We start from the raw sequence: 13,946 nt of genomic DNA on the forward strand, positions 1-13,946 counted from the left end.
CATTAGATTGTTTCTAGTATGGTTAAAAGTTCCTCTACGGATTTCTTCCCAAATTCTATCGTCTTTTCATTTATAATCATACAAGGAACACTCATGATCTGATATCGTTCTTTTAATTCAGGATAATAGGCCAGATCATAGGTCCATGCGTTGACTTTCTCATGCTCCGTTGCGATACGGCCTGCAGACATAACCGTTGTTGGGCACATGGTGCAGGATAACGATACCGCAATTTTTATATCTAAGGGCTTTTTAAGCTTTTTAATCCGTTTTAACTCTTCCGGTGAAAGAGTCTGACCGGGACCAGCTGCATTATATAGTCCTATGATAAAAGAATTAAATTCATGACCACCTGGAATTCCATAAAATCGAATCCCACATTCCGTTCCGTCTTCTCTTAGAACACAAAGTGCGGGTAAATTCTCGTTTGGTTTCGTCTGATCCGATTCCCGGCTTACCACTCCTTCTACCCGATCTGAAAGTCGGGATAATTCTTTTAAAAAACCTTCCATCTCATCAGCCAGCTGACTTTGGTCAAGCAATGCCTTTATTGTTATTTTACTACGAAACTTCCCAAATAATTCTTTTAGTTGTTCTTTTATTTCAGGAGTGATAAAAGAATCTATTTCCCTCTCTGGATTTGAGGCTTCAACCAGTGGCTCTTTTTTAACCTTTTCCCACTCTCTCGGCTTAAGTGCCAGTCTTTCGTAAACTTCTGCAACATACTTTTCAAGAGAGGTAGCGGCTACTGCCCCGTCAGAAACGGCAGTCACTACTTGTCGTAAGTTCTTAACACATACATCACCTGCACCATAAACTCCAGGAACATCTGTCATCTGATCTTTGTCCGTAAGCAAATATCCCTGTGGATCTAACGAAAGCTTCCCCTTAATAATACCGGTATCTGGTACATAACCTGCAAACACAAAGATGCCAAATGTTTCCCCAGCCAAAGACTCATAGTTCCAAATCTCTCCCGTGTGACGATTCTTAAATCGTGCTTTTCGAAGAAGGCTGTCACCTGCTGCTTCTATAATTTCAGTATGATACTGTATTTCTATTTTCTCATGTTCCTTTGCCTTATCTGCCACAGTAGCTGCACAGGTAAAATCATCTTCCCGTACTATGATTGTCACTTTTTTCGCATACTTGGTTAAGAATACGGCTTCTTCAGCCGCCGCAAATCCACCGCCAATTACAAACACATCCATTCCAGTGAAAAATTCTCCGTCGCAAGTAGCGCAATAAGCCACACCACGTCCTTTGTACTCCTGTTCGCCCTGAAATCCAAGTGTCCTTGGATTGGCTCCCAGAGCAAGGACAATTCCAATCGTCTTAAAATCACCTTTGTCCGTCTTTACAATGCGAAATTCCTGTGATAAATCAAGATCAGACACACGAGCCATCTTAAATTCTGCCCCAAAATTTTCTGCCTGTTTTCTCATACGCTCCGTGAGTTCATCCCCATCTATGCGATCAATTCCAGGATAATTGACAATTTCAGAAGTAATGGTAATCTGCCCACCAAGCTTTTCTTTTTCTAATACGAGAACTTTAAACCTTGCCCGTGCCGCATAAATGGCGGCAGATAACCCCGCAGGGCCTGCACCGATAATTACCACATCGTAAAATTCATTCATAAAATCCCACCTTTACAAAAGGCCCACCAAATCAAGACTAGGTTTTAATGTTTTTTCTCCTGGTTTCCATTTTGCCGGACATACTTCATCCCCATGTTCCGCTACAAATTGAGAGGCCTGAACTCGGCGAAACAACTCTTCTGCATTTCTCCCAACATTTCCAGCAATGACCTCATATGCTACAATGGTACCTTCTGGATTCACTACAAAAGTTGCTCGTTCTGCCATGCCAGACTCTTCAATCATAACATCAAAGGCTCTTGCAAGGGCACCGGTTGGATCGGCAAGCATAGGATACTTGATCTTTTGAATGGTTTTTGAAGCATCGTGCCATGCTTTGTGAACAAAATGAGAATCACAAGACACACTGTATATTTCACATTTAATCTTTTTAAACGCTTCATATTTATCTGCCAGATCCTCTAGTTCCGTGGGGCAAACAAAGGTGAAATCGGCAGGGTAGAAAAAAAACACGCCCCATTTTCCTATCACATCCTTTTTCTTTACCTCTTTAAATTCTCCGTTTGTAAAACTCTGTACTTTAAATTCACTAATCTCTTTTCCGATAAATGACATACTTATTATCTCCTTTCCGATCGCTATCTACATTAATATGGCTGATTTCTTTACGTTTTATAAGTTAGCCTTAACTAATTCATGAGTTAAGTGTATCATATCCTACCATAAATTGCAACTATAAAATTGATAATAATTATTGTTTTTGTTTGTTTCTTTCCCAGCTACTGACCTGTCTCCTCCCAAATCAGGGACTTTCTATTTCAAAAAACCAGAGAGGTTATAAAGGATTCTTCTCCCTTATAATCTCTCCGGCTTTTCTCATCAATGGATCATAGAATCCAAAAATTAGTTTTATTCTCTCCATATTCTAAACGGAAGCGCATTTTTTGAAAGAATTCATCCAATGCCTCATAGAGCGCCTCGAACTGAGCCTCTTGATTCTCCTCCCGCAGGGATTCAATGTAACAGGACTGTTTGCCACAGGCATCTTTTAAATGGATCCGAAATCCAAGATTTTTTTCTTTGAGAAACTCATTGCACTGTAAAATCTCACTTATTGATACGATCTTCATAATAGCCTCTATTTTTGATATTTCTTCGCTTGACCTTCAATCAGTTCCGCATCATCAAAATAATTAATCTTCATCGCATTCTTTACGCTATTTAGCGTTGCAGCTGCTTTCGCTTCTGCCTTTTCGCTTCCCTCTTTTAACATCTGATAAACATATGGAATATCCTCTTCGTACTGCTTCCTTTTTTTGCGAATAGGCTCTAATTCCTGCTGCAGTATGCTATTTAAGAATTTTTTCACCTTTACATCTCCAAGACCGCCTTTTTTATAATGCTCTTTCAGCTCATCTAAGTTCTGATAGTCCGGTAAGTATTCTTTAAAATCCGCTTCTTTACAGAATGCATCCAGATACGTAAAGACTGTATTCCCCTCCACTTTTCCCGGATCTGACACCTGGATATGGTTAGGATCCGTATACATACTCATAATCTTTTTCTTCACTTCTTCTTCTGTATCCGATAAATAGATACAGTTTCCAAGAGATTTGCTCATTTTGGCTTTCCCATCTGTTCCTGGAAGCCTTAAACAAGCTTTATTATCCGGAAGAAGTATGTCCGGCTCTACTAACGCTTCTCCATAAACAGAATTAAATTTCCGTACAATCTCTCTGGTCTGTTCAAGCATTGGCTCTTGATCTTCACCTACTGGGACTGCAGTTGCCTGAAATGCTGTTATATCAGCCGCCTGGCTGATGGGATACGTAAAAAATCCAACTGGAATGCTAGTTTCAAAGTTTCTCATTGCAATCTCAGATTTTACCGTAGGATTGCGCTGTAGTCTCGAAACAGTTACTAAATTCATATAGTAAAAGGACAATTCCGTAAGCTGTGGAATCTGCGATTGGATAAACATGATACTTTTCTCAGGGTCCAACCCACAAGATAGGTAATCCAGTGCGACTTCAATGATATTCTGTCGAACTTTTTCTGGATTATCCGCATTATCCGTAAGTGCCTGTGCATCCGCAATCATAATATAAATTTCATCAAATTTACCGGAATTTTGCAGCTCCACTCTTCCCTTTAACGAACCTACGTAATGTCCGATATGCAGTTTTCCAGTGGGCCGGTCCCCCGTTAAAATAATCTTTCCCATTTTGTACCTCCAGATATATTATCAAGTTTTATTGTACCATTCATTTTGTATTTGTCAATGAGGCACATTATTTTACTTGAAATACTTCCTCCGCATAATTGACAGATGCCATCGCATCCCGGCAATAACGGTCCGCTCCAATGGTTTGTGCATATTCTTTTGTCAAAACAGCTCCCCCCACCATAACTTTAACTTCCGGTGTTTGTATACGCAGTTTTTTTATGGTTTCTTCCATACTGGGAACGGTTGTGGTCATCAGTGCACTTAAGCCCACTAACTTTACTTCATTTTTTCTGGCAGCCTCAACAATGACCTCTGGGGATACGTCTTTTCCTAAATCCAGCACCTCATAACTGTAATTCTCCAAAAGTACTTTTACAATGTTCTTACCAATATCGTGGATATCTCCCTTTACCGTGGCCAATATGACCTTTCCCTTCTTTTCTTCCACTGCACCTGTCTCTGCCATCTTTCCCTTAATGACTTCAAAGGCTGCTTTGGCTGCTTCTGCACTCATGAGAAGCTGTGGAAGAAAAATCGTTCCTTTTTCAAATCCTTTTCCAACCAGATCCAGAGAAGGTATCATCTCTTCCTGAATTATGGTCAGAGGTTCTTTGTCTTTTAAAAGCTCTGACGCAGCTTGAAACGCCCGGTCCTTTAGTCCTTTTTTGATGCTTTCTGATAAAGTTATATCCTCTCTGGAACTAGTTTTGTTTCCTCTGTCTGAATACCTGGAAGTTTCACCAAGAGAAACTACATTTCCACTGTAAACAGCAATATAATTGCTGCACTGTGGATCCAAATCAGCCAAAGCCCGGAAACTGTAATAGGAACGCATCATGGCTTCTGAATTCGGGTTTATAATGGCAGCATTCAAACCATTTAATAATGCCATGGTAAAAAACGATGCATTGACGATCTCTCTTTGGGGCAGTCCAAACGATATATTGGAAACTCCAAGTATAGTCTTTCCCCCCAGTTCATCCCGGATCCTTTTTAACGTATTTAAAGTCGTTAGTGCGCCTTTGCTATCGGAACTTACTGTCAGACATAAGGCATCAATGATAATGTCTTCTTTTTCAATTCCATAGAAAGCGGCTTTTTGGTATATCTTCTTTGCAACAAGAATTCTACCTTCTTCCGTTTCTGGTATTCCATCTTCATCAAGTGCAAGTGCAACTACCACACCACCATACCGCTTCACCAAAGGAAAAATAGCTTCCATTGATTCTATTTTTCCATTCACAGAATTAATTAAGGGTTTTCCGTTGTAGATTCTCATCGCCCGTTCCATTGCTTCTAAATTGGAAGTATCGATCTGAAGGGGCAAATCGATAATGCTTTGAAGTTCTTTGATAACTTCCACCATCATAGCTGGTTCATCGATCTCTGGAAGTCCAACGTTAACGTCAAGAACATGCGCTCCATTATCCTGTTGGAGAACGCCTTCTTTTAAAATGTACTCAAGGTTGTGTTCTTTCAGCGCTTGTTTAAACTTTGACTTCCCTGTGGGGTTGATTCTTTCTCCAATAAGAATTGGGTTCTTTCCAATTACCACGGACTGCGCATAGGAAGAGATTACCGTTCGTTTTTTCCTCTCAGGAAGTATCACGTCAAAATCCTGACAAAGTGCTACGGTTTTTTTGATATGTTCTGGAGTCGTTCCACAACAGCCTCCAACAACACAGGCTCCCATAGTAACGATTTCCTTCATCACGTGGGCAAATTCGTCTGCATCAATGTCATAAACCGTCTTACCCCCTTCACTTCGTGGCAGACCGGCATTGGGATTTACAATGACTGGAACTGACACTACCTTTAAAAGATCGGCTAGGATGTGTTTCATCTGAATTGGACCCAAACCGCAGTTGATCCCAATGGCATCCACTCCAAGGCCTTCCAAAAGAGCGACAGAAGATTCCACATTGCCGCCTGTTAATAACTTTCCTTTTTCATCAAAAATCAAACTTACAAATATCGGAAGTGTAGAATTCTCCTTTGCTGCTAAGACGGCGGCCTTCGCTTCGTAACTATCACTCATTGTTTCTATGAGAATCAAATCTGCGCCTTCTCTTACTCCAATGGTTACCACCTGAGAAAACATGGCATAAGCATCTTCAAAATCAAGATCTCCAAGAGGCTTTAATAGCTTTCCCGTGGGACCGATATCAAGTGCAATATACCCTTTCTTTTTCCCATTGGGATAAACAGCCGTTTCCACTGCCGCTCTGGCATTTTTCACAGCCGTAGTCACGATCCGGTCTAAATCAAACTCTGTTCCAGTCAGGTACTTTAGTCCATTGGCACCAAATGTGTTTGTTTTTATGATATCTGCACCAGCCTCCAAATAGTCTCTGTGAAGTGCCACAATGGTTTCTTGATGCGTTATGTTCCAGGTTTCTGGCAGTTCTCCTGGCTTTAACCCTTTTGCCTGCAGAAGACTTCCTGTCCCTCCATCAAAAAATACGATTCTGTTTTTTATTTCTTCCATTATCCCTGCCATAGGTTCCTCCATCTGCATTCAGTCTCATCCATTTCTTCGGTATGCACAATCTGTTTTTTTACAAGACTCACATCCCTTACTCTCACATCGAAGCGGCTTTTTACTTACCCCAATGACTGCTGTAACTGATTTAGAAGGAATCATTAAAAGACTTTCTGTCAGCATGATCCCGATTCTTTTTGGTGTTTCCAAAACAGTGGTCATATCTTTCTGGCATTCTAAGGGGAAATCACCATATCCTGGGCTAAACCGGGGCCGTAAAAAAAACCCTTCTGCCTCATATGCTTCCTTTAGTTTTCTGTTTTCTATATCACAGAATTCTTCAATCATCGCCGTCGCCGCTGCCTGCATCACCACCGCTTTGCTCATCTGGAGTTTGGAGTATTTTTTAATCTTCAGATCCACTCCCGTTCCTAAAGTGGCGGCAAATAAAATCACCTGATCGCAATCTGTGAGATTCTTGCTTAATTTATGGCTTCTAATCCGAAATACTGAAAAATCAATTTCATCATCCGGAAGGAGCTGCAAAGGAAATGTCCGATGGATGGATTTTAAGGAAGCTGCCTCTTCTAGTTCTTCTAGACATTCTATTATCAGGGCATTTACCTGTTCATCCCCAGCATTTCCTTTATAGCCTAAATATCTTAATATCTCTTTTTGGCTTACTTCCATGCGTTCCTCCATTCTCGTGACAACCCGATTAGAGAATCTCCGATAAATTTTCTTTAATCTTTTGGGCCACATCCGGCTTATTCATGGAATAAACATGAATGGCATTGACTCCATTTGCAATCAAATCAATAATCTGTTCCGTCGCATATGCGATACCCGCCTGTTTCATCGCTGCCGGGTTATCGGCAAATCGGTCGACAATTGCCTTAAACCGGGTAGGTAGATACGTTCCAGAAAGTTGACAGGTTCTTATAATCTGTCTAACATTGGTCACTGGCATAATCCCCGCAACGACTGGAACTGTTATCCCCTTCTCCCGGATTCTATATAAGTAGTTGTATAATATATTATTATCAAAGAACATCTGCGTCGTTACAAAATCACAACCAGCTTCTACCTTCTGCTTTAAATAATCCATATCAATTGTCTTATTCGCAGATTCTACGTGTCCTTCTGGATAACAAGCTGCACCGATACAGAAATCTCCAGATTCCCGAATCTCCCGGATTAGCTCCGAAGCATAATGATATTCTCTGTTTACAGGGGCATCTAGAGGGAGATCTCCACGTAATGCCAAAACATTCTCAATCCCTGCTTCTTTTAACTCTGTTAGAACCGCTTTCACCTTTTGCCTGGTTGATGATACGCAGGTTAAATGAGCCAGAGCCGTCACCTTAAATTCCTCATGTACTGTGGAAGCAATGTCTACCGTATATTTGCTGGTTCCACCACCTGCACCGTAGGTCACACTCATAAATGCAGGGTTTAATTTTGCAATCTGGGATGCGGCCTGCTTCACCGATTCATATTTTTCCTCAGTCTTTGGTGGAAATACTTCAAAGGATAACGTTGGCTTTCCCTGGCTTAGTATATCTGTAATCTTCATCTTGTCAGTCTCCAGTCATTCGTTTTTAGTTTTTAACACTTTACCACAAAAAACTGGATGCCGCAACTATTACTGGGCAATAAATATCCTTGCAAGAGGAGATTGCGCTGGAAGGATCAAAGTATTATCCTTTCCAATCAAAGACTTCTTGGCAGCCTCTAGCGACCGGACAAATGCATAAAAATCAGCTCTCTGAGAATCATTATACGCATTGGCGAGAATTCTCATATATTCTGCCTCACCCTCTGCAGTTATTGAGGCTGCCTGTGCCTGGGCATCTGATATGCTGATGGCTATTTCCCTGTCTGTTGTATTTTGAATTTTTTTCGCCTCTGCCTGCCCTTCTGCTGTAAAGGTAGCCGCAATTTTGTCTCTTTCCGACATCATTCTTTCATAGACAGCCGATTTATTATCCGCCGGAAGATCCAGTCTCTTCGTTTCTACAGATAGCAAACGAATTCCATACTGGGTCATATTATCGCCCACGTTATTCATAATTGCCTGTGATAGTTCTCCATCACGTCCGCTGATCACTTCATTTTGACTCATGCTTCCGATTACATTTTTGATAGAATTATAAACCACCGTATCAATTCTGCCTTCTGCATAGATAACAGATGAATTTAAAGACTGTGCAAACTTTAGGGGATCTTCAATCTCCCAAAGAACATAACTATCGCTTAACATCGTCTTTTTATCCATAGTTATGACATCAGAAGCTGCAAGGTCATAAATCAGCACCTGCTTTGGCAAGGTATCAGCAGACTGAATAATTGGAATTTTTAACGATAATCCGGAATGATTGACCACTCGTTCCACTTTACCAAACTGGCGGATTAGTTTGTATTCATTCTCTTTGGTAATAACAATCGAACTAAAAATCACCATAATTAATGCTACCGCCACAATTACTGTAACTGATGTTTTTAATTTGCTCTTCATTCTTTTGTCTCCTTTTTTTCTTCTTGATTCCCACCAACAAAGCTGTCAAGGGGTAAAATCGTGCTGGTCTTATCGGTACCATCAATGATTACCTTCATTTTTGGTAAAACATCTTCCATGGTTTCATAAAACATTCTCTTCTTCGTTACCTCTGGATTCTTTGCGTATTCCTGATACATTGCATTGAATTTTGCCACCTCAGCATTTGCTTCATTCACCCTTTGTGCTTTTGTGGATTCTGCCTCTTGAAGGATCTTATCTGTTTGGGCTGTAGCCTCCGGTAATTTCTCATTCCTGTATTTATTTGCATTATTGATTGCCGTTTCTTTTCCCTGCTTTGCTGTTTCCACTGCTTTAAAGGCTTCCATTACTTTTACGGTAGGTGGTTCAGAATCCTGAATGGTCACATTGATAACCGTCAAACCAATCTTATGTTTCTGCAGTCTCTCAATAATCATATCTTTCACTTTGCCTTGAATTTCATTTTTTCCAGTTGTCAAAACAGAATCTACTTCATAGCTTCCAATAATTGACCGAATGCTGCTCTTTGTAATATTTTGTAAAATCAGAAGAGGGTCCTGAGATGCATAGACTGCTTTTACTGGATCTGTAATTTTGTATTCCACAAAGAAATCCACATTAACAAAATTATAGTCCCTTGTAATCATCAGTGAATCTTCTTCCTTGCTTTCGTTGTCTGCTGGGTCGTATCCGATGGCAAACCCCTGAATGGTCGTATTAACTTTATGAACATTTTGAATAAATGGAATCTTAAAATGAAGACCTGACTCAGAAACTGTTCTAGGGACGCCAAATGTAGTTACGACAGCCTGTTCCTGTTCCTGAATATTATAAATGGAACCAAGACCAATCAACGGAATTGCCACTATAAGTACTACTAGGATACCAGACCTTTTCATGATTCTTTTTACTTGTTTCCACTTCTCGCTGCTGTTTGGATTAAATGTTTCCATAAGTAGCTCCTTTCTTCCTATCCTCGTTTTTTCTATGATCGTAAAGGGGTATTGAAATTTTAAGGATACTGTTATATAAAAAAAGACTTTCACTAATACCAGAATGGTATTAGTAAAAGTCTTGCATTTCATAAGTATGCGGGTATAATCATATACCGTCCTGACGCAACCTTATCCAACCATCTCACCAGATTGGAAGCTACTCCCTTTTACGACTGACTTAATTATAACAGATGTTCTCTCTTCTGTCAAATAAACCGGTGGAAATAGAACAAAGAACGATTCCGATTAACCTAGCATGAGGTACGCCACTGCAATCTCATCGTCTTCGTGGAATCCTTGAGCACAAACCTGAATATCATGGATATAAGACTCCTCTAGTTTGGTTCGTTCCTTTATCTCAGCGATGCTTTTCCCTTCCTGTGCAAGTGCCAGAACCTGATGTACATCCTCTATGGTCTTTTTTAAAGCTTCATCAGACAGATCGGCGACCTTTGATTCGCTGCTTTTGGGCTGATCTTCTGTTATAAAATCTTCCAAAGACAAGCATTTCTTTTCCTCCACGGAATAATAATCATCGGATAATTCCCAGTCTTTTTCTTTCTCTGACATGTAATCCCTCCTTCCAAAATAGGCAGGTTCAAAAAGAACCTGCCAAATTTCATAAACTCTTATCGTTTATTTCTTAAAAAATCAGGAATGTTAATCTGTACTTCTTTGTTTACAGTTGGACGATATGGCTGACCTCCACCTTGTTGCGTTCCCTGAGGCGTATTCTGAGTGCCGTAATTGGGCTTAGAATAATTCGGGTTGTTGTAATTGGGGTTATTAAAATTCCCATTGGTGTTATTGGTATTGGTATTGGTATTGGTATTATTATATGACTGTCCAGAAGTATATCCCGGAGTTCCAAAATTTTGGTTATAGCCTGGAGTCGCTGCGGTTGCTGCTGCTTCCGGATTCCCCTGTGGATGAGGAGACTGTTTATAGTTCGTATTGGAGAAATTAGTCATAACCTTAGAGACTGGTGTCTCATTATGCATCTCAAGACCAGTCGCAATGACGGTAATGCTCGCTTCATCTTGAACATTCTCATCATACATCGCTCCGAATATGATATTCGCATCATCTCCTGCCATCTCCTGAACATAGCTTGCCGCCTCATTGGCCTCAATCAAACTAATATCTCCAGAAATGTTAATAATCACATGTGAAGCACCTTCAATGGTCGTTTCAAGAAGAGGACTAGACACCGCTTGTTTCACTGCTTCTATCGCCTTTTCATCCCCTTTGGCTCGTCCAATTCCGATATGTGCAATTCCTTTATCTGTCATAACGGTTTGAACATCTGCAAAGTCTAAGTTAATCAAACCAGGTACATTAATCAGGTCTGTAATTCCCTGTACTGCCTGCTGAAGCACTTCATCTGCCCTCTTCAATGCCTCTGGCATGGTGGTTCGTCTGTCTACGATCTCAAGCAAACGGTCGTTTGGTATTACGATTAAAGTGTCTACACTTTCTTTTAAACGTTCAATTCCTGCAACCGCATTGGTCATACGGGTCTTTGCTTCAAATCGGAAAGGCTTGGTAACAACGCCGACCGTTAAAATCCCCATATCTTTGGCAATCTTAGCCACGACAGGAGCCGCTCCCGTTCCAGTTCCACCACCCATGCCGCAGGTTACAAACACCATATCGGCACCTTTCATGGTCTGAGCAAGATCGTCTGCGTTCTCTTCCGCTGCTTTTTCTCCAACCTCAGGTTTTGCACCTGCACCAAGCCCCTTGGTTAATTTCTCACCAATCTGCATCGCAGTAGGTGCCTTGCAAAACTGCAACGCCTGCTTGTCCGTATTAATTCCAAGAAATTCTACACCTGCTATATTCTCATCAATCATGCGGTTAACCGCATTGTTTCCGGCACCGCCTACACCGATTACCAGAATTCTTGCCGCGTTGTCCGCCTCATTTATCTTAATCTCTAACAAGATTATATCCTCCTTTAACCATAAACAGCTTACTGAATAAACCTAATTTATATAATATTTTATTTTGCAGAAAATATCAACCATTTTTTTATTAAATTTCTAAGCAAATTATGTAAATTCACTTATTCTTCACAAATCGATAAGATGTGACAGTTTCCGTCTCCTCATATGTATCCAGATATAAGGTACCAGATAACCCCGTAAGAACAGGGAGCTGATCCTTTAATTCTGATATCTTACCATTCATCTGATCATTGCTTCCAAGAAACACTTCTATCTGTCCTAAAACCAGTGTCGCTTCTCCCTTTGAGTCATATAAAATCTCATCAACCGGAATCCCATGTGTTGACAATAATTGGGTCAGGGTCAGGATTTTATTAAAAATCTTTGGATCCTTTACTGGAAGGGGCTGATGCAAAGCAATGTGTCCATAGGAAAGCCCAGTGACCCAGGGAACTCCAGACAATTTTCCACTGGAGCTTTCCACGATAATTCCATCTTTATCAAAATACATGTAGCTTCCCATATAGGATACATAACCCACAACGGATTTTTCGTATACAATTACTTCCATTTTAACTGGGCTTAGAAACACGATTTTATAATCCTCAACAAACGGAATCGGTTCATGCTTCACAAATCGATCCTTGAAAAAACAGGTAACCGCATTTCTATCCCAGCCATCCTTAAATATCAGGTTCTCAATCTGATCCGCTGTATATTTTTTATTGCCACTAACCGTTATCTCTCTGATCTGAAGTGATAGTAAAACAACCGTTAGGAGAATAAGGACCAGTGCTGCGATCGCAAATTTAATTTTTCTTCTGCTTTTCTTGTAATTCTTCATTCCATCCCTCTGATTGCAGCGCCAAGACTGCTTAAATCTCGACAGATATCTTCATATCCGCGCTCAATGTGATGACATTCATGGATAACGGTCATACCTTCACTCGCAAGTCCTGCAACTACCAGTGCGGCACCACCCCTTAGATCCGTCGCAATAACCTTGCTCCCATGTAACGGATGGGTCCCATGTATCACTGCATGTTTCCCTTCTATTATAATATCTGCTCCCAGCTTCTGCAACTCTTTTGCAGTGCCAAACCTCCCTTCAAAAATAGTCTCCTCCATCCAACCGGATCCTTTTCCCGATGCCATCACTGCCATAAACTGAGATTGAAGATCGGTTGGAAACCCAGGATAAGGTTCTGTAATCACGTCTGCACAATCAGGGCGCCCACTCATTGTTACCTTCAACTGATTTTCATAGCTGATAATCTCAGCTCCCATTCTTTCCGCAAGTAAACATGCGGCTGTCAAATGATCCGGTCGAATTCCTTCCATGAGTACACTGCCCTCTGCTGCCATAACAGCTGTTAAGTAAGTTCCCGCGACAATCCTGTCGCCTGCGACTGTAAATTCAGAATCATGAAGTTTCGGTACGCCTGTAATCGCCAGGCTGGAAGTTCCAATCCCATCAATTCTAGCTCCCATGTTATTTAAAAATTCACATAGAGTCATAATCTCAGGTTCTTTTGCAGCCCCTTGTATCACTGTTGTCCCAGAAGCACAGACAGCAGCCATTAGAGCATTTTCAGTTGCACCCACACTGGGAAATGGAAAAAAGATACTGGCACCTTTTAACTTTGGTGCTGTTGCAATGAGTTTATCCCCCAGTTCTTCTATGACGGCGCCTAACGACCGTAATGCAGACAGGTGCAGATTAATGGGCCGTTCTCCAATGGAACAGCCTCCAGGGAAACTGGTCACTGCGCTACCAAGCCTTCCCAGCAAAGGCCCCGACAAAATAATCGAGGAACGCATGCTTTTAATAAATTCTTTGGGGATCTCAGATTCTTTCACTACTTCTGCATCAATAATGAGCGTATGACCGTCAAGTTGGCATTTGCAGCCAATACGCTTAAGTATCCCCAGCATACAGAACACATCCTGTATCCTGGGGACATTACGAATCACAGTTGTACCTCTATGGAGAACCGCTGCTGCCATCATAGGCAGAACAGCATTTTTGGAACCCTGAATCTTTATCTCACCTTTTAAGGATCGTAACCCCTGGACCTGTATAACTGACAATCCGTTACCTCCCATGGCTTCTTATATACTATCCTATGTAAAAAGCGAGAGAATGGTTTCAT

13 protein-coding genes are annotated in these 13,946 nt (G+C 41.0%); all 13 read right to left on the reverse strand.

Going from position 1 to position 13,946, the window contains the following annotated elements; genetic code table 11:
- Positions 1–2: 2 nt before the first annotated feature.
- The 13 genes from EFT72_RS08870 to murA all read right to left on the reverse strand — a co-directional run bounded on the left by EFT72_RS08870 (position 3) and on the right by murA (position 13,884).
- Positions 3–1,640 carry an FAD-dependent oxidoreductase gene (locus EFT72_RS08870; protein WP_124066562.1) on the reverse strand — a complete coding sequence of 546 codons (1,638 nt, stop codon included), beginning with the start codon at positions 1,638–1,640 and terminating at the stop codon, positions 3–5.
- Positions 1,641–1,652: 12 nt separating this feature from the next.
- Positions 1,653–2,216, reverse strand: coding sequence for an alkyl hydroperoxide reductase subunit C (gene ahpC, locus EFT72_RS08875; RefSeq protein ID WP_124066563.1), 564 nt, complete (start codon positions 2,214–2,216; stop codon positions 1,653–1,655).
- A gap of 272 nt (positions 2,217–2,488) precedes the next feature.
- Positions 2,489–2,731 carry a hypothetical protein gene (locus tag EFT72_RS08880; RefSeq protein WP_124066564.1) on the reverse strand — a complete coding sequence of 81 codons (243 nt, stop codon included), beginning with the start codon at positions 2,729–2,731 and terminating at the stop codon, positions 2,489–2,491.
- An 8-nt stretch (positions 2,732–2,739) separates the two neighbouring features.
- Complete coding sequence (trpS, locus tag EFT72_RS08885) at positions 2,740–3,825, reverse strand: tryptophan--tRNA ligase (protein WP_124066565.1); 1,086 nt, start codon at positions 3,823–3,825, stop codon at positions 2,740–2,742.
- A 67-nt stretch (positions 3,826–3,892) separates the two neighbouring features.
- A complete protein-coding gene (locus tag EFT72_RS08890; RefSeq protein ID WP_124066566.1) occupies positions 3,893–6,328 on the reverse strand; it encodes a homocysteine S-methyltransferase family protein in 2,436 nt (811 codons plus the stop codon).
- A 24-nt stretch (positions 6,329–6,352) separates the two neighbouring features.
- Positions 6,353–7,000: a vitamin B12 dependent-methionine synthase activation domain-containing protein gene (locus EFT72_RS08895; RefSeq protein WP_206426628.1), complete on the reverse strand. Its 648-nt coding sequence runs from the start codon at positions 6,998–7,000 to the stop codon at positions 6,353–6,355.
- Positions 7,001–7,028: 28 nt separating this feature from the next.
- Positions 7,029–7,886 (reverse strand): methylenetetrahydrofolate reductase [NAD(P)H], encoded by an 858-nt coding sequence (metF, locus tag EFT72_RS08900; RefSeq protein ID WP_124066568.1) that lies wholly within the window; start codon positions 7,884–7,886, stop codon positions 7,029–7,031.
- 69 nt (positions 7,887–7,955) lie between these two features.
- Complete coding sequence (locus EFT72_RS08905; protein ID WP_124066569.1) at positions 7,956–8,828, reverse strand: protease modulator HflC; 873 nt, start codon at positions 8,826–8,828, stop codon at positions 7,956–7,958.
- Positions 8,825–9,802, reverse strand: coding sequence for an FtsH protease activity modulator HflK (hflK, locus tag EFT72_RS08910; RefSeq protein WP_124066570.1), 978 nt, complete (start codon positions 9,800–9,802; stop codon positions 8,825–8,827). The genes EFT72_RS08905 and hflK overlap by 4 nt, the downstream gene beginning before the upstream one ends.
- A 288-nt stretch (positions 9,803–10,090) precedes the next feature.
- Positions 10,091–10,414, reverse strand: a complete 324-nt coding sequence (locus EFT72_RS08915; protein WP_124066571.1) for a hypothetical protein — start codon at positions 10,412–10,414, stop codon at positions 10,091–10,093.
- A 59-nt stretch (positions 10,415–10,473) separates the two neighbouring features.
- The gene (ftsZ, locus tag EFT72_RS08920) at positions 10,474–11,790 is read right to left on the reverse strand and encodes a cell division protein FtsZ (protein WP_124066572.1); all 1,317 of its coding nucleotides are present in this window, start codon (positions 11,788–11,790) and stop codon (positions 10,474–10,476) included.
- A 118-nt stretch (positions 11,791–11,908) separates the two neighbouring features.
- Entirely contained in the window at positions 11,909–12,637 is a 729-nt protein-coding gene (locus tag EFT72_RS08925) for a cell division protein FtsQ (protein ID WP_124066573.1), read from the reverse strand.
- Complete coding sequence (gene murA / locus EFT72_RS08930) at positions 12,634–13,884, reverse strand: UDP-N-acetylglucosamine 1-carboxyvinyltransferase (RefSeq protein ID WP_124066574.1); 1,251 nt, start codon at positions 13,882–13,884, stop codon at positions 12,634–12,636. The genes EFT72_RS08925 and murA overlap by 4 nt, the downstream gene beginning before the upstream one ends.
- Positions 13,885–13,946 lie beyond the last annotated feature (62 nt).

Source organism: Clostridium sp. E02 (genome assembly GCF_003833015.1).
Lineage (GTDB): Bacteria > Bacillota > Clostridia > Lachnospirales > Lachnospiraceae > Lacrimispora.